The 25,241-nt window shown below is 69.0% G+C and carries 22 protein-coding genes and 3 pseudogenes; 12 read left to right on the forward strand and 13 right to left on the reverse strand.

The genetic code is table 11. The annotated features are described in order from the left end of the window. Positions 1 to 57: 57 nt before the first annotated feature. From J2728_RS13755 to J2728_RS13780, 6 genes are all read right to left on the reverse strand, one after another. Positions 58 to 2,745 (reverse strand): TonB-dependent receptor, encoded by a 2,688-nt coding sequence (locus J2728_RS13755; RefSeq protein ID WP_309999951.1) that lies wholly within the window; start codon positions 2,743 to 2,745, stop codon positions 58 to 60. Between the two features lie 113 nt (positions 2,746 to 2,858). Continuing rightward, positions 2,859 to 3,719, reverse strand: coding sequence for a response regulator (locus J2728_RS13760; RefSeq protein ID WP_310000116.1), 861 nt, complete (start codon positions 3,717 to 3,719; stop codon positions 2,859 to 2,861). 48 nt (positions 3,720 to 3,767) lie between these two features. Next, complete coding sequence (locus J2728_RS13765) at positions 3,768 to 4,916, reverse strand: hypothetical protein (RefSeq protein WP_309999952.1); 1,149 nt, start codon at positions 4,914 to 4,916, stop codon at positions 3,768 to 3,770. A gap of 88 nt (positions 4,917 to 5,004) precedes the next feature. Beyond that, positions 5,005 to 6,663, reverse strand: a complete 1,659-nt coding sequence (locus J2728_RS13770) for an ATP-binding protein (RefSeq protein ID WP_309999954.1) — start codon at positions 6,661 to 6,663, stop codon at positions 5,005 to 5,007. 348 nt (positions 6,664 to 7,011) lie between these two features. Next, positions 7,012 to 8,298 (reverse strand): adenylosuccinate synthase, encoded by a 1,287-nt coding sequence (locus J2728_RS13775; protein WP_309999955.1) that lies wholly within the window; start codon positions 8,296 to 8,298, stop codon positions 7,012 to 7,014. Between the two features lie 138 nt (positions 8,299 to 8,436). Beyond that, the gene (locus tag J2728_RS13780; protein ID WP_309999957.1) at positions 8,437 to 9,060 is read right to left on the reverse strand and encodes an acyloxyacyl hydrolase; all 624 of its coding nucleotides are present in this window, start codon (positions 9,058 to 9,060) and stop codon (positions 8,437 to 8,439) included. A gap of 155 nt (positions 9,061 to 9,215) precedes the next feature. On the opposite strand from J2728_RS13780, the gene J2728_RS13785 reads away from it, so the two are divergent. The 8 genes and pseudogenes from J2728_RS13785 to J2728_RS13820 form a co-directional block, all read left to right on the forward strand. Beyond that, positions 9,216 to 10,193 (forward strand): threonine ammonia-lyase, encoded by a 978-nt coding sequence (locus J2728_RS13785; protein WP_309999958.1) that lies wholly within the window; start codon positions 9,216 to 9,218, stop codon positions 10,191 to 10,193. A 78-nt stretch (positions 10,194 to 10,271) separates the two neighbouring features. Then, positions 10,272 to 11,465: a DSD1 family PLP-dependent enzyme gene (locus tag J2728_RS13790; protein ID WP_309999959.1), complete on the forward strand. Its 1,194-nt coding sequence runs from the start codon at positions 10,272 to 10,274 to the stop codon at positions 11,463 to 11,465. Between the two features lie 33 nt (positions 11,466 to 11,498). Beyond that, positions 11,499 to 11,585: pseudogene (locus J2728_RS13795) on the forward strand (hypothetical protein); the annotation flags it as partial. A gap of 115 nt (positions 11,586 to 11,700) precedes the next feature. Further along, the gene (locus J2728_RS13800; protein WP_309999960.1) at positions 11,701 to 13,356 is read left to right on the forward strand and encodes a M28 family metallopeptidase; all 1,656 of its coding nucleotides are present in this window, start codon (positions 11,701 to 11,703) and stop codon (positions 13,354 to 13,356) included. Positions 13,357 to 13,502: 146 nt separating this feature from the next. Continuing rightward, positions 13,503 to 14,891 (forward strand): L-serine ammonia-lyase, encoded by a 1,389-nt coding sequence (locus J2728_RS13805; RefSeq protein WP_309999961.1) that lies wholly within the window; start codon positions 13,503 to 13,505, stop codon positions 14,889 to 14,891. A 1-nt stretch (position 14,892) separates the two neighbouring features. Then, positions 14,893 to 15,081, forward strand: a complete 189-nt coding sequence (locus J2728_RS13810) for a hypothetical protein (protein ID WP_309999963.1) — start codon at positions 14,893 to 14,895, stop codon at positions 15,079 to 15,081. Between the two features lie 203 nt (positions 15,082 to 15,284). Beyond that, positions 15,285 to 16,031: a DUF72 domain-containing protein gene (locus J2728_RS13815; protein WP_309999964.1), complete on the forward strand. Its 747-nt coding sequence runs from the start codon at positions 15,285 to 15,287 to the stop codon at positions 16,029 to 16,031. A 44-nt stretch (positions 16,032 to 16,075) separates the two neighbouring features. Next, positions 16,076 to 16,161: pseudogene (locus tag J2728_RS13820) on the forward strand (hypothetical protein); the annotation flags it as partial. Between the two features lie 17 nt (positions 16,162 to 16,178). On the opposite strand, the pseudogene J2728_RS13825 reads toward J2728_RS13820, so the two are convergent. Both J2728_RS13825 and J2728_RS13830 read right to left on the reverse strand, forming a co-directional pair. Beyond that, positions 16,179 to 17,112: pseudogene (locus tag J2728_RS13825) on the reverse strand (DUF1295 domain-containing protein). A 27-nt stretch (positions 17,113 to 17,139) separates the two neighbouring features. Beyond that, positions 17,140 to 18,363, reverse strand: coding sequence for an acetyl-CoA acetyltransferase (locus J2728_RS13830; protein WP_309999965.1), 1,224 nt, complete (start codon positions 18,361 to 18,363; stop codon positions 17,140 to 17,142). A 98-nt stretch (positions 18,364 to 18,461) separates the two neighbouring features. Here J2728_RS13830 and J2728_RS13835 point away from each other — a divergent pair, with 98 nt between their 5' ends. Beyond that, positions 18,462 to 19,445 (forward strand): winged helix-turn-helix transcriptional regulator, encoded by a 984-nt coding sequence (locus J2728_RS13835; protein ID WP_309999966.1) that lies wholly within the window; start codon positions 18,462 to 18,464, stop codon positions 19,443 to 19,445. A gap of 85 nt (positions 19,446 to 19,530) precedes the next feature. Here J2728_RS13835 and dgcA read toward each other — a convergent pair whose 3' ends face one another. Together dgcA and didA are read right to left on the reverse strand one after the other, a co-directional pair. Next, positions 19,531 to 20,532, reverse strand: a complete 1,002-nt coding sequence (gene dgcA, locus J2728_RS13840; protein WP_309999968.1) for an N-acetyl-D-Glu racemase DgcA — start codon at positions 20,530 to 20,532, stop codon at positions 19,531 to 19,533. Positions 20,533 to 20,572: 40 nt separating this feature from the next. Beyond that, positions 20,573 to 20,794 (reverse strand): DNA damage-induced SOS-independent cell division inhibitor A, encoded by a 222-nt coding sequence (gene didA, locus J2728_RS13845; RefSeq protein ID WP_309999970.1) that lies wholly within the window; start codon positions 20,792 to 20,794, stop codon positions 20,573 to 20,575. Between the two features lie 118 nt (positions 20,795 to 20,912). Between didA and J2728_RS13850 the strand changes: the two genes are divergently transcribed. Beyond that, positions 20,913 to 21,221 carry a polyhydroxyalkanoic acid system family protein gene (locus J2728_RS13850; RefSeq protein WP_309999972.1) on the forward strand — a complete coding sequence of 103 codons (309 nt, stop codon included), beginning with the start codon at positions 20,913 to 20,915 and terminating at the stop codon, positions 21,219 to 21,221. 127 nt (positions 21,222 to 21,348) lie between these two features. On the opposite strand, the gene J2728_RS13855 is transcribed toward J2728_RS13850, so the two are convergent. Further along, positions 21,349 to 21,762 carry a DUF983 domain-containing protein gene (locus J2728_RS13855; RefSeq protein WP_309999974.1) on the reverse strand — a complete coding sequence of 138 codons (414 nt, stop codon included), beginning with the start codon at positions 21,760 to 21,762 and terminating at the stop codon, positions 21,349 to 21,351. Positions 21,763 to 21,830: 68 nt separating this feature from the next. Between J2728_RS13855 and J2728_RS13860 the strand changes: the two genes are divergently transcribed. Continuing rightward, positions 21,831 to 23,174: an aminotransferase-like domain-containing protein gene (locus J2728_RS13860; RefSeq protein ID WP_309999975.1), complete on the forward strand. Its 1,344-nt coding sequence runs from the start codon at positions 21,831 to 21,833 to the stop codon at positions 23,172 to 23,174. Between the two features lie 12 nt (positions 23,175 to 23,186). Here the strand turns inward: J2728_RS13860 and J2728_RS13865 are convergent, their stop codons facing one another. Both J2728_RS13865 and J2728_RS13870 read right to left on the reverse strand, forming a co-directional pair. Next, complete coding sequence (locus J2728_RS13865) at positions 23,187 to 23,381, reverse strand: hypothetical protein (protein ID WP_309999977.1); 195 nt, start codon at positions 23,379 to 23,381, stop codon at positions 23,187 to 23,189. 50 nt (positions 23,382 to 23,431) lie between these two features. Beyond that, the gene (locus J2728_RS13870; RefSeq protein WP_309999979.1) at positions 23,432 to 24,079 is read right to left on the reverse strand and encodes a TetR/AcrR family transcriptional regulator; all 648 of its coding nucleotides are present in this window, start codon (positions 24,077 to 24,079) and stop codon (positions 23,432 to 23,434) included. A gap of 75 nt (positions 24,080 to 24,154) precedes the next feature. Here J2728_RS13870 and J2728_RS13875 point away from each other — a divergent pair, with 75 nt between their 5' ends. Continuing rightward, the gene (locus J2728_RS13875) at positions 24,155 to 25,240 is read left to right on the forward strand and encodes an efflux RND transporter periplasmic adaptor subunit (RefSeq protein WP_309999980.1); all 1,086 of its coding nucleotides are present in this window, start codon (positions 24,155 to 24,157) and stop codon (positions 25,238 to 25,240) included. The last annotated feature ends 1 nt before the right edge of the window (position 25,241 follow it).

Genomic DNA, 25,241 nt, shown 5'->3' on the forward strand with positions numbered 1-25,241 from the left:
AAGGAAACCTCCCCGGCGGACCGGGGAGGCTCCTCGTCACTCGCTGTTCAGCGCTGCCTAGAAGTTGAAGCGGATCCCGCCGACATAGCGCTGGCCGAACTTCTCGTACTCGATCGGATAGCGCTTCTGGTCGCCGTATCGGCGCGCGCCCTGGTTGGTCAGGTTGCTGCCGTCCAGGAACACCTCGATGTTCTTGTTGACCTGGTAGCGGACCGAGACGTCCAGCTCCTCGTCGCTGTCCCAGAAGACGTCGCCGTTGTCGGTCGGATAGACGCCGCCGTTGACGACGCGGTAGGTCCCGACCGACTGGCCCCACGGCGTGCGGTACTGGTAGGCGACGCGAACGGTCAGGCCGTATTTCTCGTAGATGGCCTGGACGTTGTAGACCGCGTCCGAGGCGCCCAGCACCGAGATGGTGCGGGCCGGCACGCCGCCGACCGACGGCAGGTTGACCTCCGACGAGGTCCAGGTCCCCGACAGGCGCGCGCCGAAGCCCCCCAGCCAGGACGGCAGGTTCCGCGACTGGACGAACGTCTCGGCCGTGCCGCTGTAGAACACTTCCAGACCCTGGATGTGGCCTTCGCCGGCATTGCCGATGCCGGTGAACGTATAGCCCGAACGGTCGACGCCGTTGCTGTTCAGCGTGGTCTCGCCGAACACCCCCGAGGTCTGCACCAGCACGTCCTTCAGATCCTTGTAGAACACGCCCGCCGAGATGAAGGTCTCGGGACCGGCGTACCATTCCAGATAGGTGTCCAGGCCGACCTGGCGCTCGGGCTTGGCGTGGGGATTGCCGCCAGAGACCGTCTGGTTGGAGTCGCTGAAGGTGTAGTTGGGGCGCAGGTCGTCGAAGTCCGCGCGCGAGGCGGAGGTGGTGACGCCCACGCGCAGCTTCAGGTCCTCGCGCAGGTTCCAGTTCAGGTGCGCGCTGGGATAGTACAGCGTGTCGTCGCTCTTCACCTTGACCAGGCGCGAGCCGACATAGGCCTGCCCCTCGTTCTCGATGTGCTCGACGCGAGCGCCGTAGACGATATTGCCCCAGTCGAAGCGGGTCGTGGCCATGGCGTAGCCGGCGGTGATCGTCTCGCTCACCCGCCAGTAGTTGGCGGTCGTGTCGACCTTGGTCGCCTGCCCCGTCTTCACCAGGTCATCGACGAAGTTCGTCGTGTAGTCCTTGTTGGTGTAGCGGAAGCTGTAGTTCAGGTTCTGGCTGCCCAGATAGCCGATATTGCTGGCGAACTGGCCCCAGGCCGGCGCGCCCGAACCCGAGTAGGCGCGGGTGAAGCTGCTCTCGCGCGACTTCTTGGTGCGGTCCGTCCACAGGCCGCCGAACTCGAACTTGGTCTCGTGACCGGCGAGCTCGCCCTCGTAGTCGAAGTCGCCCTTGGCGGTGTAGGCGTTGGTGAAGTCACCGCCCTTCAGCTTGCCGGCGCTGGTCAGCGGGAACTGGAAGTCCTCGATGTTGTTGACCTGGGCGCCCTTGGTACGGGCCGCGGTCGCGCCGCCGGTCTGGAACAGGCGCACCGTGTTCACGTCGCCGTTGCGGAAATCATATTCGACGGTCGGACGCAGAAGGAAGCTAGACGGGCTCTGGAACGCCATGGTCACCGGCGTGTCGCGGCCGTCCTGCGTGTAGGTGTAGTTCAGCCGCCACGAGGCGCTGAGCTTGTTCCACTTGTGCTCGCCGCCCACCGTGTTGGTGGACATGGCTTCCTTGGTGTCGCGGTAGTCGATGCGGCCGTTGATGCGCGCGCCGTAGACCGTGCCGGAAGTGGGATCGTTGGCGTTGATATAGGCGGCGCTGGTGTAGCTATTGCCGCCCACGTCCGTGCCCTGGTCCAGGCGGAAGAGGAAGTTATCCCGCAGTTCGTCGTCGTGATAATAGGTGTTGATCGTGCTGGCGAAGATCGAGTTGTTTTCGTCGAACTTGTAGTCCAGCCGGATCGAGGCCGACATGTTCTCGCGGGTCAGGCGGTAGTGCTTGTTCTCGTGTTCGCGAGCGAAGTGCTTCTGGGGCGCGACGGTGTTCGACAGATAGGGATCGGTCTCCCAGTTGTCGGTCGCCATCTCGCGCGAATAGTACGAGGCCTGGGCGACGATCCCGAACTTGTCGGCGAAGACGTTCGAATAGACGAGGTTGCTGTCCAACTCGTCGCCATTGCCCAGATCGACCTTGCCGACGCCCAGCTTGCCGCTGATCCGCTGCCCCTTGTAGTCGAAGGCGCGGCGAGTGCGGATGTCGACATTGCCCGCGACCGTGTCGCCCGGCATCGACGGCACGATGGCCTTCTCGACCGTGATCAGGCTGGCGATCGCCGACGGGATGTTGTCGAAGCGGGTGGCGCGCCCCTCGGGGCTGACGACGCTGAGGCCGTCGAACGACAGGGTCGTCCAGTAGACCGGCGCGCCGCGCAGGTTGACATAGCGGGCCTGGCCCTGGTCGCGCTCGACGCCAACGCCCGGCAGGCGGCCCACGGCGAAGGCGATGTTCTGGTCGGGCAAGGCGCCGACGGCGTCGGCCGACAGAACGCTGACCAGGGAGTCCGAGTTCTTCTGAATCTGCAGCGCGGCGGCCTGGCTCTCGGCCATCGGGCGGCGGGCGGTGATGACGACGTCGCTGACCGACGTGCTGTCGACGGCGGTGGCGTTGTCCTCGGCGCGGGCGAAACCGCCGGCGGCGGCCGCGAGCGCGAGCGCCAACGCGCTGACGCGGCGCAGCAGCGCCGCTTGGTTGCGAATGAACATGATGATCCCCTGTCACTGCCGCGACTGCGCGCGACTCCCGTGCCCAGGAAGGCTGTTAGCTTCGCCGTGTTGCTGGTCCGCGACGGTACGACGACGGCAAAACGTAGGTTTTGTTACGCCACCGTGACGGCGGGGGCGGCTCGACCTTTGTCGTCGGCGGCCATGAAGCCCATGACCGCGTCGATCCGCTTGACCAGATCCGCGCGGCCGCCGGGACCGGCCAGATCGGCCTGGGTGCAGGAGGCCAGGGCGGCGGCGGCGTGGATCAGGCGGCTGTCCTTGACCGCCTCGCCCACCCGGCGGAGCTCCTCGGCCTGGGCGGCCAGGGCGCGCCGGGCCTGGGCCGGATCGGTGTCGAGCGCCTGAGCGGCCGACTTGACGATGCGAAGGGCCTGCGAGAGGCGGGCGGCCGGCGTGGCGGCCACCGCGTCGGCCTTGCGCTTGCGAGGCCCGCGATAGTCGGCCGAGTTGAACCGGCGGCGATCGGGGCCGACATAGCCCACGCCCTCGACCCAGTCGCGCGGCTTCAAGGTCACCGCCTCGAGCCGGCGCTCCAGGTCCTTGATGTTGAACGGCTTGCGCATGAACTCATGCACGCCGGCGTCGCGGGCGCCGAAGATGATGTCGGCGGTGGCGTCCGTGGCGCACATGATGATCGGCGCTTCGCGGCAGACCAGGTCGCCGCGGCGGACCTTGCGGGTGAAGGCCAGGCCGTCGACGCCGGACTGGCCGTGCTCGACGAAGATCAACTGCGGATCGACCGCGCGGGCCATCGCGTAGCCCTTTTCGGCGGTCGGGGCGGCGAACATCTCGACAGCGCCCAGCGGACGCATGTGCTCGGCCAGCAAACGCGCCATGGCGGGGTTCGGATCGACGACCAGAACCCGCTGCACCTTGGCGGCGACACGTTGGAGAGTGCGGACGTTGCCGTCGAACACGAAACCCGAGGCTCCTGCGAATAGGGTCGGGACAATAGGCGCGGAACGTTAAGAATCCGCTCGCCAGGCGTGCAAGACGACGGTTTAGGGCGTGAGCTGTATCGCCAGGCTGGTCTCGAAGTCCTGCAGGATGTCGATCGCCTCCTCGGCGCTGGCGGTCAGCGGCTGCCCCTCGGGAAAGCGATAGCGCCAATAGCTGGCGATGTGGGCGATCGCCCCGACCCGCTCGCCGAGATTCAGGAACAACTCCGGCGCGCCCATCAGGAAGTCGCGGAAGGCCCGAGGCCGACGATTTCGCACCAGTTGCTCGAAGGCGTCGTCATAGATCTTCAACGTGCGCAGGATCGCGTGGCGTTCGACCGGCAGCGCGCCCCTTAGGCGTCGCCTGGCCACGGCCACGTAGCGTTCGTCGGTCTCGTCTCGCGCGCCCGTGACCTCCAGACGGCCCAGCTCGTCGCCGATCTGGGTGAGCTGGGGCCAAAGCCGAGTCAGCATCCACTTGTAATAGAGCAGCCCCTTCCAGGCGAAGACGCCATCCTTGAAGCTTTGGCCTTCCATGCCGAGGGTCTGGCGCAGGGGCGACAGGCGCTCGCCGAAGTCCGCCGCCAGCAGGGCCTCGACCATGCGGCTGGCCTGGGAGCGTCGCGACCCGCCGTGGTCGCCAAAGGCCAGCTCGATCAGATGGCCGATCTCCATGCCGACGAAGCCCTGCATGGCGTCGTAGTCGGCCGGAGACAGCGTGAAGTAGCAGTGCGCGACGGTCAGGTCGTGCTGGCGCAGGTGCTCGCGCAGCAGGAAGGGGTCCAGCGACGGCAGGGCGTCGATCGCGTTCAGAACGGTGAGATCGCGCGTCAGGCGGCCCGAGGCGTTGCAGGCGTCGGCCAGCATCTCGATCCAGCCCCGCTGGCCAACGAACACCGACCGGCCGCCCAGGCCCAGGTCGGTGCGGTCGAACGGAATGATGATCTTGGTGGCCAGCGGCCGGACTTCGTCGAACAGGTAGACGTCGTCATTGCGCACCCGGTGCTTAAGGATCAGGGCGCCGTTCAGGATGCGGTTCCGAAACAGCGGATGCTCGGCGTATTCGGGACGCTGGCCGCTCTTGGCCTCGATCTCCACCAAGTTCAGCACTCGGCTGGTCGAGCCTGTATGGGCCAAGGCCCGCAGGCTGCGGGCCAGGCGGTCCGCCGCGTTCACGGGCTTGATCTTGCGGCGGCGCGCGACGACGGACACGATTTCCCTCTGGATACTCGAACTCCGTCCTATCTCGGCGCGCGCTAACAAAGACTGACCGAACGACGTTCCGAACGGCGCCGTCCGATCACCGCGCGGCGCGCGTCTCGCTCCCGGCCGAGAGCCGCGCCACCGTCGCCAGCAGGCCAGCGGGCGCGATCGGCTTGGGGTGGGCGTCGTCGAAGCCCTGGGCCATCAGCCGTTCGGCGTCGCCAACCATGGCGTCGGCGGTCAAGGCCACGATCGGCATGTCGATCCGACCGCCCTCGCCCGCCCGGATCCGGCGCACGGCCTCGACGCCGTCCATCACCGGCATGTGGACGTCCATCAGCACCATGTCGAACGGCTCGGCGCCCAGCCGCGCCAGGGCGGCGCCGCCGTCACCGACGGCGGCCACCTCGATCCCGGCCGCCTCCAACACGGCGCGAGCGACCAACTGGTTGACGGCGTTATCGTCGACGACCAGGACCCGAAGCCCGGCGAGGCTGAACCTCGCCCCGGTCTCGCCCTCTTCGGCGGAGGGCGCGTCCGTCGCCGGCAGAGCCAGGCGAACGGTGAAGGTCGATCCCACGCCCGGCTCGCTGTCCACGCCGATCGCGCCGTCCATCAGCTCGGCGAGATGGCGGCAGATCGCCAGGCCCAAACCCGTGCCGCCGAAACGTCGGGCCGTCGAGCGGTCGCCCTGCGCGAACGGCGCGAACAACCGCGCTCGCTGCTCGGCGGTCAGGCCAACGCCCGTGTCGGCGACCGACAGGACAATCTCGCCCTCCGCCGGCGCCACCCGGATCACGACACGACCGGCCAGGGTGAACTTCAGGGCGTTGGACACCAGGTTCATCAGGATCTGGCGAACGCGCGCGGCGTCGCCCAGCAGCCAAGCCGGCGTGGCGGGGTCCACCTCCAAGGATAGGTCCACGCCCTTGGTCCGCGCCGTCTCGCTCCACAGCAGCCGGATTTGGCCGGCGAGCGCGCGGATGTCGAACGGCGCGATCTCCAATTCCAGCTTGCCCGCCTCGATCTTCGACAGGTCGAGAATGTCGTTCAGGATGGTCATCAGGCCGTCGCCCGACTGGATGATCATGTCGACATACTCGGCCTGCCGGACGTCCAGCCGGGTCTTGCTCAGCGCATGCGCCAGGCCCAGCACGCCGTTCATCGGCGTGCGCAGCTCATGGCTCATCATCGCCACGAAGGCGGATTTGGAGCGGCTGGCTTCCTGGGCTTCCGCCTGAGCCTTCTCCAGCGCCTGGGCGTTGGCGCGCAACAGGCGCACGGCGTCCAAGGAGAAGCTGAGAACACCGACCATCACCACCGCCAGGACCACGTACTCCCAGCCCCGCCAGTGCTGTGACGTCACGGCGGCGAAGATCAGCGCGGCGAACGGCGCCGGCGCCAGGGCCAGGAGCAGCGCGCGGCTGACCACGGCGTATTTCAGCCCTTCGATCAGCAGGCCGAACATGACCATCAGGGCGGCGAACTTCAGGCCCGCCGAACCGTGGATCCAAAGCAGGCAAGCCGTGACCGACCATGTCACGCTGAACGCGATCCCGGGCCCGAGGCGCCGGATCATCGGAAAGCGCCGCTCCGAGGCGGGACGGAACTGGGCCTTGATCAGCAGCAGCAGGCCTTCCAGCCCCGCGTTGACGACGATCCAGGGCAGCAGGGCGTAGGGACCGAAGGCATAGGCCAACAGGACGCCAACCAGGGCGGTCATGACCAGCCGGCCCGCCATTCCGCGTCGGCTCATCTCCAGCGATGCGCCGTCGATTCCGTCGTTGAGAAGCTCACTAAGGCCCAAACGCCGCCCCCCTGGATCACCACTGGCTGGACCATAACAGGATTCATCCAGCGGTCCGTTCCGTTCGTGGACGGACATAATCCGACGCCGCCGATGCGTGTTCCAGCGAGCGCGGGGCCAGGATGATAAACGGGCGACCGCCCAAGGAAATCCCGAGCGCGAGGAAGGCAGGCCAAGCTTTTCCGCGGGAAGTCTTCCCATCGCGCTCGACGCGGCCCTTTGCCGACACGCCCTCCACTGAAGGGATGGCGCGTCGGTCCACGCTATCCCTGGAAGGGATCGCGCATCAGGCCCCCGCTAGCCCTGGAAGGGGTCGCGCATCAGGATGGTGTCGTCGCGCTCGGGGCTGGTCGACAGCAGGGCGACCGGGGCGCCGATCAGCTCCTCGACGCGGCGGACATACTTGATGGCCTTGGCGTTGAGGTCCTTGAACGAGCGGGCGCCGGCGGTGCTTTCGCTCCAGCCTTCCAGCTCCTCGTAGACCGGCGTGGCGGCGGCCTGGTCGCGCAGGCCGGCGGGCAGGTAGTCGAGGACCTTGTCGCCGATCTTGTAGCCGACGCAGATCTTCAGGGTCTCCAGGCCGTCCAGCACGTCCAGCTTGGTCAGGGCGACGCCGTGGATGCCGTTGATGGCTACCGACTGGCGCACCAGCACCGAGTCGAACCAGCCGCAGCGGCGGGCGCGGCCGGTGTTGACGCCGACCTCGCGGCCGACGGTCGACAGGTGCTTGCCGACCTCGTCGAACAGCTCGGCCGGGAACGGGCCCTCGCCCACGCGGGTGGTGTAGGCCTTGACGATGCCCAGCACATAGCCGGTCGCCGACGGGCCCATGCCCGAGCCGGCCGAGGCCTGGCCGGCGGCGGTGTTGGACGAGGTGACGAACGGATAGGTGCCGTGGTCGACGTCCAGCAGCGAGCCTTGCGCGCCCTCGAACAGGATGCGGCGGCCGGCCTTGTGGGCCTGGTCCAGCACCCGCCACGCCGGCTGGGCGTAGGCCAGGATGCGCGGCGCCAGCGCCATCAGGGCGTCGTACAGCTCCTGCGCCGAAGCCTCCGGCAGGCCAAGGCCGCGACGCAGCGCGCCGTGGTGAGCCAGCAGGCGTTCGATCTTGGGCTTCAGCGCTTCCGGGTCGGCCAGGTCGGCGACGCGGATGGCGCGGCGGCCGACCTTGTCTTCATAGGCCGGACCGATGCCGCGGCCGGTGGTGCCGATCTTCTGGGTCGAGGCGGCCTCGCGCGCCTGGTCGAGGTCGCGGTGCAGCGGCAGGATCAGGCAGGCGTTGTCGGCCAGGATCAGCAGCTCGGGCGTGATGGCCACGCCCTGATCGGCGATCTTGTCGATCTCGGTCAGCAGGTGCCAGGGATCGACCACGACGCCGTTGCCGATCACCGACAGCTTGCCCTGGACCACGCCCGAGGGCAGCAGCGCCAGCTTGTAGACCTTGCCGTCCACCACCAGCGTGTGGCCGGCGTTGTGGCCCCCCTGGAAGCGCACCACGACGTCGGCGCGGTTGCTGAGCCAGTCGACGATCTTGCCCTTGCCCTCGTCGCCCCACTGGGCGCCGACAACGGTCACGTTGGCCATGGTAGAGATATGCCTTGTCGCCTGCCGGGTGACGCCGCGAGGTCCTTCGACAGGACTCGACCCCGAGCGTTCAATCAGTTTTAGGCGGCCCAATAAGCCAGACTGGGGCGCGAGCCGTCAAATCGGCTCTTCGCGAAGTCAGAAGGCGTAAACCAGCCGAACCCCCGCGTCGTCAAGCCCCTGGTTCTTGCCCTGGTGGAAGATCTGGCCGTTCGAGAGGTGGGTGTAGCTGAGCTCGACCGACACCCGATCGCTGACCTGATAGCCCAGCGCCAGCTCCGGCTCGAACAGCACGTGAGAGCCGAATTCGATGCGGTGGTAGTAGAGATAGGTGCGCCGCGCGCGCTCCTCGGGCGTCAGACCCGGAGCGTTGGCGGGGGGCAGCTTGGCCTTGCCGTCGGTATAGGCCAGGCCCATCCCCGGGCGCAGGTAGAAGCCGCCCGGCTGGCCGAAGTCGATCTTCCAGTTGAGGCCCGCGGCGACGAAGTTCGAGGTGTTCTCGCTGTTGATCGAGACCATCGCGTGCGCCTGCGGCTTGCCCAGCCAGTCGAGGCTTTCGATCTTGTTCGTGCGATAGCCCAGATGGACGTCGACCCCATCCTCGCGCCCCGCCGCGCCCAGGCCGACCGCCTTGCCGATGAAGGTGACGTCGTGCTTGTAGACGCCGACGAAAGCCTCTCCGGCGAAGGCGGGCGCGGCGAAGCCCAGCACGGCGGCCCCGAGCGAAAGAGAGGCCGCGGAGGCCCAGAAGGCGGTCTTCATCGAGTCGTCCTGAATTGAGCCCCCGTCGGCTCTTATGTCGTGAACGGCGAAGCTCGCAAAGGGTTTCTCCCCGAGCCCGCGCGGCAACGTCGTCGAGCGTTCAAATGGGGCGCATGTCTTCAAAAGCTAGCCGCGCGCCCGTAGAACTTCGCCACATGAGCATCACCCTCGCCGACATCCAAGCCGCCGCCCAACGCCTGAAGGGCCTGGCCGTCGAAACCCCGCTGATCGAGAGCCCGGCGCTGAACGAACGCCTGGGCGGCCGCGTCTTCCTCAAGCCCGAGACGCTGCAGCGCGCCGGGGCCTTCAAGTTCCGGGGCGCCTATAACCGTCTGTCCCAACTGACCGACGATGAGAAGGCGCGCGGGGTCGTGGCCTTCTCGTCCGGCAATCACGCCCAGGGCGTGGCCCTGGCGGCCAAGCTGATCGGCTGCCCGGCCCTGATCGTCATGCCGTCCGACTCGCCGGCGGTGAAGGTCGAGGGCACGCGCGGCTTCGGCGCCGAGATCCGGTTCTACGACCGCTTCACCGAGGACCGCGTCGCCATCGCCGACCAGATCGCCGCCGAGCGCGGCTGCGTGGTCGTGCCCTCTTATGATGATCCGCGCATCATCGCCGGCCAGGGCACGCTGGGGATCGAGATCGTCGAACAGGCGGCCGCGCGCGGCGCCAAGCTCGACACCCTGGTCTGCTGCGTCGGGGGCGGGGGCCTGATGGCGGGAACCTCGACCGCCGTGAAGGCGCTGTCGCCCGCCACCGAGATCTGGGGCGTCGAGCCGGCGGGCTTCGACGAGACCCGGCGCTCGCTGGAAAGCGGCCGTCGCGAGACCATCGACAAGGACGCCCGCTCGTTCTGCGACGCCCTGCTGACGCCGATCCCCGGCAAGCTGACCTGGCCGATCAACCAGCGCAACCTCGCCGGCGGCGTCGCCGTCACCGACCCCGAGGTGGCCGAGGCCATGCGCTACGCCTTCTCGGTCCTGAAGCTGGTCGTCGAGCCTGGCGGCTGCGTGGCCCTGGCCGCGGCGCTGGCGGGCAAGGTGGATCTCAAGGGCAAGACGGCGGCGATCGTATTGTCGGGCGGCAATGTCGATCCGGGCTTGTTCGCCCAGGTGTTGAGCGGTCAAATCTAGGCCAACAACATCGTGTCATCCCGGCCGCAGCGTAGCGGAGAGCCGGGATGACACGGTAAAAATACTGGGGAGAGAACCATGAACCTGCCGCCCGCGACCGCCCTCCCCCAGACGCCCCTCCTCGTCGTCGACCGCGCCGCCCTCGAGCGCAACATCGCCAAGATGCAGGCCCTCTGCGACGCCGCCGGCGTGCGCCTACGGGCCCACGGCAAGACCCACAAGTCCTCGGCCCTGGGCCGGCTTATCGTCGAGCGCGGCGCGGTCGGCCTGTGCTGCCAGACGGTGGGCGAGGCCGAGGCCTATGTCGCGGGGGGGATCAAGGACGTGCTGGTCACCGCTCCGGTACCGGCCTGGGGTCCGCCGCGCCTGGCGGCCCTGGCCAAGACCGGCGTCACGGTCGGCGCGGTCGTCGATGACGACGGGCAGATCGACCGCCTGTCGGACGCCGCCGTCGCCGCCGGCGTCACCCTGGACGTCGTGATCGACCTCGACCTCGGCACTCATCGCGCCGGTGTCTATCCGCATCAGGCTTTGGCCCTCGCTCGCGCCGCCGACGCCGCGCCCGGCCTGCGGTTCGCGGGCATCCAGGCCTATCTCGGCCACCTGCAGCATCTGGACGACGGCGCGCTGCGGAAGAGCGCCGACGAGGCCGCCTTCGCCACGCTGAAGGCCCTCGTGGCCGAGCTGACCCAAGCGGGCCTGCCGCCGGCGGTGGTGACCGGCGGCGGCACCGGCACCCACGCCTTCGACCTAGCGTCTGGCGTCTTCACCGAGCTGCAGGCCGGCTCCTACGCCGTGATGGACGTCGAATATGACGCCTGCGGCGCGCCCGGCGGCGGCGATTGGCCGTTCGAGCCGGCCCTGTTCGTGGCGTCCACGGTGGTCTCGGCCCGGCACAAGAGCCACGTCGTCTGCGACGCGGGCTTCAAGGCGATGTCGATGGATGGCCCGCCGGCTCGCGTCGTCGCCGGCGCCGCGCCGGGCTCGCTGTGGCGGCCGATGGGCGACGAGCACGGCATGATCGCTCATCCCGCGACCTTCGACGTGTTGAAGGCCTCGGGCGGGTCGCCCCTGGGCTTCGACAAGGCCGTGTCCGCCGCCGACGCCGATCCCGCCCGCGCCTGGCCCGCCGACGCGCCCAAGGTCGGCGAGGTCGTCTGGCTGCAACCGGGCCACTGCGACCCGACCATCAACCTCTACGACGCCCTGCACGTCTGGGACGGCCAGCGACTGGAGCGGTGGGCGGTGGATGGGCGACGGGTGACGAAATAGTAGCCGTCATCCCGCGCTTTATGCGCGGGACCCATCGTTCAGCTTTCACGTGAGCGCCTGGGTAATCTCCGCACGTGCGGCGGACAAATGGGTCCCGCGCATAAAGCGCGGGATGACGGTCTCTTTGGCGTTATCGCTACCTTGGCTTCCCCAACGCACCTTCCCCTAGCCACGCCAACAAACCCCCTCTACGTTCCCCGCCGCCTGACAAGATTTGCTCCCGAACGGAGTTGCGATGAAACGCCTGCTGCTCGCCACCGCTCTTCTCGCCGCGCCCATGCTAGCGCACGCTTCCGATGCGCCGAAGATCGACCCCGCGCGGCTGGCGGCCCACATCAAGGTCCTCTCGTCGGACGACTTCGAAGGCCGCGGCCCGGCCACCGCGGGCGAGACCAAGACCGTCGCCTATGTCACCCAGCAGATGAAGGCCGTGGGCCTGGAGCCCGGCGGCGACCTCCAGAAGGATGGAACCCGCGCCTGGACCCAGGACGTCCCGCTGGCGATGTTCGACATCGACGGCCCCGTTGGCGCCCACGTGATGGTCGGCGGCCAGCACATGATGCTGTCCCAAGGCGAGCAGGTCGCGATCCGCGCGGCCATGACCAATATCGACAAGGTCTCGATCGAGGACGCCCCGATCGTGTTCGCCGGCTACGGCGTGAAAGCCCCCGAGCGCAATTGGGACGACTTCAAGGGCATGGACCTGAAGGGCAAGATCCTGGTCGTGCTGATCAACGATCCGGACTTCGAGACGGGTTCCGGCGATTTCGGCGGCAAGGCCATGACCTATTACGGCCGCTGGACCTACAAGTACGAGGAGGCAGCCCGCCAGGGCGCGGCCGGCCTGCTGATCGTCCACGAAACCGCGCCCGCCTCGTACGGCTGGGCCACGGTCAAGAACTCCAACACCAACACGATGTTCGACATCGTCCGCCAGGAGCCGGCCAAGTCGCACCCCGCCCTCGAGGGCTGGATCCAGCGCGACGTCGCGGTGAACCTGTTCAAGGCCGCCGGCCTCGACTTCGAAACGCTGAAGAAGCAGGCCCAGAGCCGCGACTTCAAGCCGGTCGAGCTGAAGGGCGCGACCTTCTCGGCCGAGTACAAGGTCAAGCACCAGACGATCGTGTCGAAGAACATCGTCGGCAAGATCACCGGCGCCAAGCGTCCGGACGAGACCGTGTTCTTCACCGGCCACTGGGACCACCTGGGCGTCGGCGCGCCGGACGCCAAGGGCGACCGCATCTATAATGGCGCCGTCGACAACGCGACCGGCATCGCCGCCATGCTGGAGATGGCCCGCCTGGCCGCCAGCGGCCCCAAGCCCGCGCGTTCGATGGTGTTCCTGGCCGTGACCGCCGAGGAAAAGGGCCTGCTGGGCTCGGAATACTACGCGGCCAACCCGCTGTATCCGCTGGCCAAGACGGTCGGCGTGCTGAACACCGACGCCCTGGATCCCTCCGCCCCGGCCCGCGACTTCACGATCTCGGGCAACGCCAAGCTGACCCTGCTGGATGACCTGATCGCCAAGGGCAAGGCCGTGGGCCGCGTCTACACGCCCGACCCCGCCACCGAGGCCGGCTACTTCTATCGCTCGGACCACTTCCCGTTCGCCAAGCGCGGCGTGCCGGCGATCTCGTTCGGCTCGGGCGAGGACCTGGTCGAGGGCGGCGTCGCGGCCGGCAAGGCCCACGCCGACGCCTATCGCGCCAACGCCTACCACCAGCCCGCCGACGAGTGGAACGACAGCTGGCGCCTGGATGGCATGACCGCCGACGTGGCCCTGGTCTACAGCGTCGGCGCCGACCTGGCCAACTCCCCCCGCTGGCCCGCCTGGGGCGAGGGCTCGGAGTTCAAGGCCGTCCGCGACGCCACCGCGGCGCAGCGGAAATAGGGTTCGCTTGAAACGCTCCTTCTCTCGTCATCCCGGCCGGAGCGTAGCGTAGAGCCGGAACCCAGGGGCCGTGCGCACTGCCCCTGGGTCCCGGATAGCCTCTGCGAGGCTTCCGGGATGACACTTTGAGTTTGCGACCTTCCCCCATGACCACCTCCGTCTTCGACCTTTTCAAACTCGGCGTCGGCCCGTCGAGCAGCCACACCATGGGGCCAATGACGGCGGCTGTGCTGTTCGTCGCGCGGCTGCGCGCGGCGGATCAGCTTGAGCGGGTCGGGCGGGTCGAGACGCGGCTCTACGGCTCCCTGGCCCTGACCGGGCGCGGCCACGCCACCGACCGGGCGGTGATCCTGGGCCTGCTCGGTTTCATCCCCGCCGAGCTCGACCCGGATGCGGGCGAGGCGGCGCTGCTGGACGTCCAGGCCACCCAGTCGCTGAAGCTGGGCGGCGAGCGAGACATCGCCTTCGACGAGGCCAAGGACATCGTCTGGCTGGGTCACGAGCGCCTGCCGCAGCACCCCAACGGCCTGACCTTCAGCGCTTTCAGCGCCGAAGGCCATTTGCTGATGGAGCGGACCTATTTCTCGATCGGCGGCGGCTTCGTCCGGGACGAGAGCGAGATGGGCCGCAACGTCCCTCCGGAGGACGGCCCGGCCGTCCCCTACCCGTTCGAGAGCTCGGCCGACCTGCTGGAGCGGGCCGACGAGGCCAAGCTGACCATCGCCCAGGTCATGGCCGCCAACGAACGGGCGCGGATGAGCGAGAGCGAGATGAACGCCGGCCTCGACCGCGTCTTCGGCGCCATGGAGGCCTGTATCGATCGCGGCATGCGCCAGGACGGCGTGCTGCCCGGCGGCCTGACGGTCAAGCGCCGCGCCCGCCAGATCCACCAGACCATCCAGGGCCGGATGGAGCGCCAGATCAGCGACCCGCTGGCGGCCATGGACTTCGTCAACCTGTGGGCCATGGCGGTCAACGAGGAGAACGCCGCCGGCGGCCGCGTCGTCACCGCCCCGACCAATGGCGCGGCGGGCCTGATCCCGGCCGTGCTGCGCTTCTTCGTGCGCTTCCACAACGGCAGCCCCGAGCAGGTGCGGACCTTCCTGCTGACGGCGGCGGCGATCGGCGCGCTCTACAAGCGCAACGCCTCGATCTCGGGGGCCGAGGTCGGCTGCCAGGGCGAGGTGGGCGTGGCCTGCTCGATGGCCGCGGCGGGCCTGGCGGCCGCGCTGGGCGGGACCAACGCTCAGATCGAGAACGCCGCCGAGATCGGCATGGAGCACAACCTCGGCCTCACCTGCGACCCCATCGGCGGCCTGGTGCAGATCCCCTGCATCGAGCGCAACGCCATGGGGGCCATCAAGGCCATCGACGCCGCCCGCCTGGCCCTGCTGGGCGACGGCCAGCATTCGGTCTCTCTTGATAAAGTCATCGCCACCATGAAGCGCACCGGCGAGGACATGAACGAGATCTACAAGGAGACCTCGATGGGGGGTCTGGCGGTGGGCCTGTCGGTGAACCGGGTGGAGTGCTGAGGTGAAGCGGCGGCGCCTGGTCTGGTACGTGGCCGCTTTGGTTCTGGCCGCGGCCATCGCCGCCGCGCCGCACGTTCAGCAATGGCTGACCGTTGATGCCTGCTTGGATGGCGGTGGCGCCTGGATCAAGGAAACCAGCCGGTGCTCGCACGACCCCGCAGAGGTCGCACGGCTTAAATCCTCCCCCTAGCGGGGGAGGTGGTCGCGCAGCGACCGGAGGGGGAAGTTCCACGGAACCGGCCCCTCCCCTCTCCGTCGGCGGAGTTTATCCTCGGGCGCGCGCTCCGCGCGACCCGGGGGCCGACACCTCTCCCAAGGGGAGAGGATTTTCGGCCTCGACGCCCCGCCAAACCTCGCCTAATTTCCGCGAGAACATCAAGGGAACATTCGCGCATGGGCAAGATCCGAACCGGCATCGGCGGCTGGACGTTCGAGCCCTGGCGCGGGACCTTCTATCCCGATGATCTCAAGCAGAAGGACGAGCTGAAATACGCCTCGTCCAAGCTGACCAGCATCGAGATCAACGGCACCTACTATTCGACCTTCAAGCCCAACAGCTGGCAAAAGTGGCGCGACGAGACGCCCGACGATTTCGTGTTCGCGGTCAAGGCCAGCCGGTTCTGCACCAACCGCCGTGTGCTGTCGGAGAACAACGACTCGCTCGAGAAATTCTTGTCCCAGGGGCTGGAGGAGCTTGGTCCGAAGCTGGGTCCCATCAACTGGCAGTTCATGGCGACCAAGAAGTTCGATCCGGCGGATTTCGAGGGATTCCTGAAGTTGCTGCCAAAGGAGCTGAAGGGCCTGCGGCTGCGCCACGCGCTAGAGGTCCGCAGCCCCACCTTCGCCTGCCAGGAGTTCTACGACCTGGCCGCCAAGTACGGCGCGGCCATCGTCTACGCCGTCGACGACGAGGAGCCGACCTGGCCCTGCATCGACCAGACGACCGCCGACTTCACCTACGCCCGCCTGATGTCGAGCAAGCCGGACGAGCCCACGGGCATGACCTCGGATGAGCTGGACGGGATCGCCAAACAGGCCCGCGACTGGGCCCAGCGCGGCGATGTGTTCGCCTACTTCATCGCCGGGGCGAAGGTGCGCAATCCGGCGGCGGCGATGGCGTTGATCGAGAAGCTGGGCTGAAGCCTAGAACACCGTCGTCATCCCGCGTTTTATACGCGGGACCCATGGTTCAGCTTCCACGTGAGAACTCGCCTTTCTCCGCACCTGCGGCGGACGGATGGGTCCCGCGCATGAAGCGCGGGATGACGGGTGTTGTTTGCGGAGCCCTCACACCTTCTTCGGAAACCACGGCACGAACCCGCTGGTCCGCGCCACGTACTCCGCGTAGCCTGGCTTGGACTTCTTCATCTTGCCCTCGGTGGTCGGCACGCCGCTCCACTTGGTCAGCAGGAAGGTGATCAGCACCGGTCCCGGCAGCGCCCAGGCGCCCAGGCCCGTCTCGGCGGCGATCAGGTAGAGGCCCCACCAGACGCAGGCGTCGCCGAAATAGTTCGGGTGGCGAGTGTAGCGCCACAGGCCCTGGTCCATGACCTTGCCGGCGTTGTCCGGATTGGCCTTGAAGGCGGTGAGCTGGGCGTCGCCGATGGTCTCGAACAGGATGCCGACGATCGTCAACGCCGCGCCCGCATAGGCCAGGGCGCCCAGCGCGCCCGGCCCCTGGCCCAGCTGCACCGGCAGGGCGACGACATAGCCCAGCACCGCCTGCAGGCCGAAGACGATGATCAGCGAGGTGGTGGCGAAGTTCCACCGCTTGGTCTTCTCGTAGTGGGCGAAGATCGCGACATAGCGGCGGTCCGCGCCGTGCTTGCGCCAGCGCCAGAACAGATACCCGCCCAGCCGCGCCGCCCACAGGGTGCAGAGCCCCGTCAACAGCAGCCCGTGCGGCGTATGCGGGCCCTGCAACAGCGTGCTCCAGGCCAACAGCGCCATGCTCGGCCCCCACCAGGCGTCGATGAAGCTGACGTCCCGCGTCCGCAGGCTGACGGCCCACAGGGCCAGGAACGCGACCGCCGATACGGCGGCGTTGACGGCGAGGAGGGTCAGGAGGGGCATGGAAGGGCTCGGGCGGGAAGATGCGGTTGATACGGGCGGCTGCGGGAAATGGATCCTCCCCCCAGCGGGGGAGGTGTCGGCTCGAAGAGACGACGGAGGGGGAAGAGGCAAGCTCAGCAGGACTTCCCCCTCCGGCCCTTCGGGCCACCTCCCCCGCTGGGGGGAGGATTTGAGCTCACGTCCCCACGACGAAACTCACCGTCGTCGTGGTCGAGCCGCCGATATTGAGCGTCTGGACTGTCTTGGCGCCCTCGACCTGATAGTCGCCGGCCTGGTCGGACGTCTGCTTCCAGGCGTCGAGCAACATCCGCACACCCGTGGCGCCGACAGGATGGCCGGTCCCGATCAGCCCGCCGGACGGATTGATTGGCAGCTTGCCGTCCATGGCGATATCGCCCGCCTCGATCGCCTTCCAGCTCTCGCCGGGCGCGGTCAGGCCCAGGTGGTCGATGGCCATGTATTCGGTGGCGGTGAAGCAGTCGTGGGTCTCGACCGCGTCGACGCCCGAGACGTCCAGCGGGATCCCGGCCCGGGCGCGGGCGTCGAGAATGGCTCGGCGCACTTGCGGGAAGACGTACTCCCCGTCGCGCGAGGCCTCGACCTTGCGGGCGTAGCTGATCGGCGCCGAGCGATGCCCCCAGCCCTTGATGCGCGGGATGCTGTCCAGCGCGATGCCGCGCTCGTCGGCATAGGCCTTGGCGCGCGCCTCGGAGGCCAGGAACACCACGGCGGTCCCGTCGGTGACCTGGCCGCAGTCCTGCTTGCGCGTGCGGCCCTCGACCACGGGGTTGGCCTCGTCGTCGGCGGTGAAGGCCTCGGGGCCGAAATTCCAGCTCCGCGTCTGGGCGTTGGGATTGCGCCGGCCGTTGGCGAAATTGACCTCGGCGATGCCCATCAGGTGCTCGTACTTGAGGCCATAGCGGTGGTCATACTCGTCGGCGAGGTCGGAGAAGGCGCGCGGCCACAGGAAGCGGGCGTCCTGGAACTCGTGGCCGGCCCAGGCGGCGCTGCCCAGGTTCTCGGCGGCCTTTTGGCCGGGGACGTTGCGCATCTGCTCGATCCCGACCACGCAGGCCAGGTCATAACGCCCGGCCTCGATCTCGGCCGTGGCCGCCAGGATCGCGACGCTGCCCGAGGCGCAGGCCGCCTCGTGCCGCGCGGTCGGCAGGCCGTCGAAGGCAGGGTGGACCAGACCGAACATTCCGCCCAGCAACCCTTGGCCCGCGAACAGCTCGGCGGCGAAGTTGCCGACGTGGCCGGTCTCGACGTCTTCGGGATCGAGGTCGATGGCCGCCAGCCCCCGCCCCACCGCTTCGGCGAAGGCGTCGGCCAGCTCCTTGCCCTCGCGGGCCCAGTTGGCGGCGAAATCGCTCTGCCAGCCGCCCAGCACATAGACCATGCCGGCTCCTCCCGTTTTCTAGTTAGTTCGATTATACAAGCGACCTCTCCGAAGTCCACGCCGTTGACACGCCGCGCCGAAGCGTCCCACCAAGCCTCATGGTCCCGCAGAAGGCCCCCGCCGCCACGACGGCCCTGGTCCGCCGCAGTTCAGCCGCCCGCGCGCTGAACCTGATCGGCGACCGCTGGACCCTGCTGATCCTGTACGCCGCCTTCATGGGGGTGAAACGGTTCGACGGTTTCGCGGCGATGACCGGCGTGGCCCGCTCGCTGCTGACCGACCGATTGAAGCGGCTGGAGGCCGCCGGCGTCCTGACAAGGGTCCAGTATCAGGACCGCCCGCCTCGCCACGAGTACCGCCTGACGCCGATGGGCCGCGATCTCTACGACTCGGCGCTGATGCTGCTGGGCTGGGAGATGCGCTGGCGCTTTGATCCGGAGTGTCCGTCGCACCAGATCGTCCACCAGACCTGCGGCCAGCCGTTGCGTCCGGTCCTGGTCTGCAAGGCCTGCGGCGAAGCGGTGAAGGTGCGCGACGTCACGATCTCTCCGGGCCCTGGCGCGGGACTGGAGCCCGCCCCGCCGGCCCGCCACTCGCGGCGCGCCCGCCACGACGATGTCGGCGGCCCGTCGCTGCATCCGATGCTGGAGCGCGGCGTCGAGGTGCTCGGCGATCGCTGGACAGCCCACGTCCTGGCCGCCGCCTTCTACGGCAAGCGGCGGTTCACCGATTTCCAGGCGGAGCTGAAGGTCGCCAGCAACATCCTGACCGAGCGCCTGGGCCGCCTTGTCGAGCGCGGGATGCTGGAGCGTGTCCGCTACCGGGAAAAGCCGGAGCGCTGGGAGTATCGTCTCACCAAGGAAGGCCGAGACTTCTTCCCGTTGATCGTGGCGCTGATGGCCTGGGGCGACCGCTGGCTGGCGGGAAGCGAGGGAAGTCCAGAAATCCTGACACACCGCTGCGGAGCGCGATTGGAGCCGGTGGTGCGGTGTGGCGCGTGCGAGGGCGCGGTGGATCTGGGGAATACGCGGCTAGGCGAGATGCTCCCCCGCGATGCGGGGGAGCTGTCGCGGAGCGACTGAGGGGGCGAGCTGGGCATCGGCCCCGTTAGCCCCCTCCGGCCCGCTGGGCCACCTCCCCCGCATCGCGGGGGAGGATCTACGACGCCTACAGCCACAGCCCTTCCGCCCGCACCGCATCCCCCCAGAACCCCGGCTTCGGCGGCGTGATCCGGCCGCGCTCCACCTGCAACCCGCCGGGGTGATCCACCGCCAGCCACCAGGGCCCATCAAGGTCGGCATAATCGCTCGCCCCGCCCAGGTGCAGCGCCGGCGCGACGCCCAGGGACGAGGCGACCATGCAACCGGTCATCACCTGGAAGCCCAGGGTCCGCGCGGCTTTCAGCAAAGCGAGCGCCTCGGTCAGGCCGCCGGTCTTGTCGAGCTTCAGATTGACCGCCTGGTAGCGGCCGCGCAGGGCGGCCAGATCGCCGCCGACATGGACGGACTCGTCGGCGCAGACCGTGAACGGCGGGTCCCAGCCCTCCAGCGCCTGATCCTCGCCAGCCGGCAGCGGCTGCTCGACCAGGGCGATGCGCAGGTCGGCCAGCAGGGGCTTCAAATCCCGCAGGATTTCGAAGGTCCAGCCCTCGTTCGGGTCGACGATGAAGCGGGCGTCCGGCGCGGCCGCGGCCACAGCGCGCAGGCGGGCGGCGGGGTCCTCGGCCGACAGCTTGATCTTGATCAGCGGCGCGTCGGCGACGGCGCGGGCGGCGGCCTCCATGGCCTCGGGCGTGTCGAGGCTGACCGTGACGGCGGTGACGAGGTCTTGCGGAATGGGGAGGCCCGTAGCCGTCGCGACGCTGACGCCCGTGCGGCGGGCGCGCAGGTCCCAGAGGGCCAGGTCGAGGGCGTTGCGAGCCGCGCCGGGCGGCAGGGCGGCGCTGGCCGCCTCGGGATTGGCGGCGGAGAGCGCGGGCGCCAGCTGGGCCAGCACGCTGTCGACGCTCTCGCCGTAGCGGGCGTAGGGCACGCTCTCGCCGCGCCCGACATGGCCGTCAGCGGCGGCGGTCACCTCGACCACCTCGGCGGCGGTCTTGACCCCGCGCGAGATGCGGAACGGGGCCTTCAGCGGATGCGAGACCGGGCGGGCGGAAACGACGATCGACATGCCCGCAGGGATGGCGCCGTTCGGCCTTTCCGAACAGCCCCTACCAGCCCCAGCGACGCGGGATCGGCGAGTCCGCGCGACGCTCGGCCATCACCTTCAGCGCCAGAGGGCGGTCGACGACGAACAGCGCCGCCCAGACCAGCAGCACGCCAGCATAGTGGATGGCGCCCAGCAGGCCGCCGGGACGGCCCGGCCGAACAAAGCGGGACTTCGTGAAGCGGCGCGGCGCGGCGAACGGCGGGGTGATGGCGAAGTCGGTCATGTCGTCCGTGTCCCTCATGCGATGAAGGCACCTTGGCCTTCGTCTGCGCCAGAAACGGACGTATAGAACCGCATCCGCTCCGGCCGCGTTTTGACCGGGGAAGTTTCAGAGGATCGCCATGGCCAAGACCGTCAGCATCAACATCCCGCACCAGCTGGGCGCGGCCGAGGCCAAGCGCCGCCTGGAGGAAGGGTTCTCGCAGCTGGCCGGCCAAATCCCCGGCGGCGATCCCAGCCGCTTCACCCAGAGCTGGTCGGGCGACACCCTGAACTTCTCGGCCGCCGCCATGGGCCAAACGATCACCGGCATCGTCCAGGTGTTGGACGACCACGCCCGCCTCGACGTCAGCCTGCCCGGCCTGCTGGGCATGGCCGCCGGCAAGATCAAGGACGAGCTGAACCGCCGCGGGCAGCTGCTGCTGAAGTAATTCCTTCTCCCCTTGCGGGAGAAGGTGTCGGCTGAAAACCGACGGATGAGGCGTTGAACAGGCCGGCCAGACCCCTCACCCGGCCCTTCGGGCCACCCTCTCCCGCATGGGGAGAGGGGAACGGGCTCTACAGCCGCCGTTCGTCGAACTCGTGCTTGCCCAGGCTCTCGAAGCGGCCTTCCTCGGCCTTGTTGATGTACTGCGAGGCCACGAGCCAGGACTTCACCGGCCGCAGGGTGGCCAGACACCCGAGGATCAGGGCCGGGAAGGTCGTCACCAGGTGCACCCAGATCGGCGGCTGCCAAGCCACCTCGGCCCAGGCGAAGAAGGCCGTCACCACGATGCCGACGCCGCTCATCACGAAGAACGCCGGACCGTCCGCCGGATCGGCGAAGCCGTAGTCCAGGCTGCACTGGTCGCACTTGGGCGCGAGCTTCAGGAAGCCCTGGAACAGCTTGCCCTCGCCACAGCGGGGGCAGCAGCATTTCAAGCCAGCCTCGATCGGGGTTGGGGAGTCGTAGATCGGGTCGTGGTCGGGCATCGAAGCCCCCTTCCTACAATCGCGAAAATGATCCATACATTCATGAGATAATGTATGGATATGATCTGATGGGCGCAACCCGGGCATCGCCGAATCCCGCCGCCAACTGGCTGCGGCGGACCGACGCACTCCAGGGGCCCGCCTATCGTCGGATCGCCCAGGCCTTGGAAAACGCGGTGGCTGAGGGCGAGCTGCAACCCGGTGACCAGATCCCCGCGCAAAGAGAAGTCGCGCGTCTTGTCGGCATCGACTTCACCACCGTCACCCGCGCCTACGCCCTGGCCCGGGAGCGCGGCCTGATCGAAGGAACGACCGGGCGCGGCACTTTCATCCGCTCACGGACGGAAGAGGGCGAGTCCGGCCTCGTCGACCTGTCGATGAACCTGCCGCCGCCGCCCGCGGGCCTGAACCTTGGCGCCCTGCTGCGCGAGACCACTGGGGCGATCCTGGCCCACACCGATCCGGCGACGCTGATGGCCTACCACCCCGGCGCGGGTTCACTGGCGCAGCGCGCCGCCGGCGCGGCCTGGCTGGCGGCGAGCTTGGGCGAGATCGATCCCGCCAGGATCATCGTCGCCAGCGGCGCCCAAACCGCGCTGTCGGCCCTGCTGGACCATCTGACCAGGCCGGGAGACCGGATCCTGACCGAGGCCTTCGCCTATCCCGGCCTGCTGGCGACAGCCGCGCGGCGGGGGGTAGGCGTCGTCGGCTGCCCGCTGGACGACCAGGGCTTGGAGCCCGAAGCGCTGGCTCGCCTGATCGCCGAGCACCGGCCTCGCCTCCTCTGCTGCACCCCGACCTTCCAGAACCCGACGGCCGCGACCATGGATCTGGCCCGTCGCCGCGCGATCGCGGAAGTCGCCCGCGCGGGCGGCGTCACCATCATCGAGGACGACGCCTATGGCCTGCTGCCCGCGACGCCGCCACCCGCCCTGGCCAGCCTGTGGCCCGAAGGGGTGTTCCACGTCGCCACCACCGCCAAGACGCTCTCGCCCGGCCTGCGGGTGGCCTATGTGGCGGCCCCGCCCGGACGGGCCGAGGGTTTCGCGGACGCTTTGCACGCCATCTCTCAGATGCCCCCGCCGCTGATGGCCGCCGTGGCGACCAGCTGGATCCGCGAGGGCGTGGCGGGGCGCGTGCTGGCCGGCGTGCGCGAAGAAGCCATGGCGCGCCGGGCGATGGCCGCCGAGCTGCTGCCCGGCGCCGTCGGCGGGCCCGAAAGCCTGCACGTCTGGCTGCCCGGCGCCCGGGCCGACTGGGCGGCCAAGGCGAACGGTTTGGCGCTGGTGGGCGCGGAGGCGTTCAGGACCCCGGGCGTCGCCGGCGAAGGCCTGCGCATCTCGCTCGGCGCGGCGGGCAAGCGCGCGACCCTGGCGCGGGGCCTGCGGGCGCTGGCCAATCTCTATGCTTGAGGCCGGCGAACTTTAGTACTCGTCGTCCTCGCCCTCGCCGCCTTCCTCGCCGCCCATGGCGTTTTCGAGGCTGTCGATGATGTCGTCCATCTGGTCGGGCGTGATCGAGACGTAGAGCGACTCCCCGCCGATGGCCGAGACCAGCAGGCGGTAGCCGTCCTCGGTCTCCTGCAGGCTGAACGATTGGAGCGGCAGGAGCTTGGCCATGGGGGATCCTTCCCGAAGAGCGAAGGCGCTGATCTAGAGGTCTGGCGACCCTATTTCAACGCGCCTCGGCGCAGCATGGCCACATGGGTGGCGATCAGGGCCTCGCGCTCAATCCACGGGAACTCCGGCCGGGCGATCAGCAGCGAGACCAGGCCGTGCAGCCCGGCCCACAGGGACTGGGCGGCTGCCATGACGTCCTCGCCAGCCATCGCCCCCTGGGCGTGCAGCTCGCCGATCATCTCGACGAACACGGCGAACACCTCCCTGCCCGCCAGCATCGGCCGGCCGCCGGTCTTCTCCAGGAAACTCCCGTCGACGCTCTTTTCCAGCATGAACGCCACGCGATAGGCGTCCGGATGGTCGAGGCCGAAGTCGATATAGACGCGCAGGCAGCGCTCGAAGTTCTCGGGCGTCAGGACGTAGGCGGCGCGCGCGGCCGCCATGCGCTGGCCCAGGATCGCGAAGGCCCGCACGCACAGCTCGGCGGCGATGTCGTCCTTGGTGGCGAAATAGGCGTAGAGGGCCGGCTGCGAGATGCCGGCCAGCTCGGCGATCTGGCGGGTCGAGACCGCGTGGACGCCCTTCTGGGCGAACAGGGTCTGGGCGGCGTCGAGGATCTCCTCGCGACGCTCGGCGCCTTGGCCCTTGGGTTTACGCGGGGTGCGGGCGCCCGGGAAAAGCAGACTGGGTGACGTCATCGCGGTCCTTGATCATCGCCGTCGAAGCTTGACAAGCGAGGATTGTCGATCACTGATAACTTATCACTGATCGATTTGGAACACCCCATGTGGCGGACCCTGCTGCTCGCGTCCACGGCCCTGCTCGCGGCGACGCTGGCCGGTTGCGGCGCCAGGTCCAAGGAGGACGCGGCGCCCGCCGCCACGCCGGTCGAGGCCGTGCAGGTCGCCGCGCCGGGCGGAGCGGCCACGGTCGGCGGAGCCGGCACGCTGGAGCGGCGGCGCGAGATGGCGCTGTCCTTCCGCATCCCGGGCGTCCTAACCGCCCTGCGGGTCGAGGCCGGCGACAGCGTCCGGGCCGGCCAGGTCATCGCCTCCATCGATCCCGCCGGCGTCAACGCCCGCCAGCAACAGACCGCCGCCGACCTTGAGCGCGCCCGCCGCGACGTCGAGCGGGACAAGGCCCTGTTCGACAAGGGCTACGTCAGCCGCCAGCGGATCGACGACCGCCAGAGCGCGCTGAAGGCGGCCCAAGCGGCCTATGACGCCGCGCGCTTCGACCGCCGCTGGGCCAGCCTGGTCTCGCCGGTGTCGGGGGTGGTGCTGGAGCGTCGCGCCCAGGCGGGCGAGGTGGTGGCCGCCGGTCAGGTCGTGGCGCGGGTCGCCGACCTCTCCAGCCCGCTCGTGCTGCGCCTGCCGCTGGCCGCGCGCGAGGCCGCCAGGGTCCGCGTCGGCGACGCCGCCCAGGTCCGGGTCGACGACCTGGGCGCCCAGCCGCTGGCGGGCCGCGTCACGCGCGTGGGCGAGGCCGCCGACACCCGCACCGGCGCGGTCTCGGTCGAGATCGAGCTCACCGCCCCGCCTCTGGCCCTGCGCAGCGGACAGGTGGCCCACGCCACGCTCTCGGTGCGCGCCGCGCCCGACGCGGGCCAGGCCTACGCTCGCATCCCCGCCGAGGCGGTGCTGGAAGCCAACGGCCGCCAGGCCTTCGTCCTGCGCTTCGAGAACGGCAAGGCCATACGGACCGCCGTCGCGTTCGGCGGCTTCGACGGCGACGACGCCCTGGTGGCGGGCCTGCCGCAAGGCGCCCAGGTGATCACCGCCGGGGCCGGCTTCGTCGCCGACGGCGAGGCCGTGCGGGTGATCGACCCCACCCGGCTCGACGCCCCGCGGGGCCGCTGAC

Source organism: Caulobacter segnis, from assembly GCF_031454995.1.
Taxonomy (GTDB): Bacteria; Pseudomonadota; Alphaproteobacteria; order Caulobacterales; family Caulobacteraceae; genus Caulobacter; species Caulobacter segnis_E.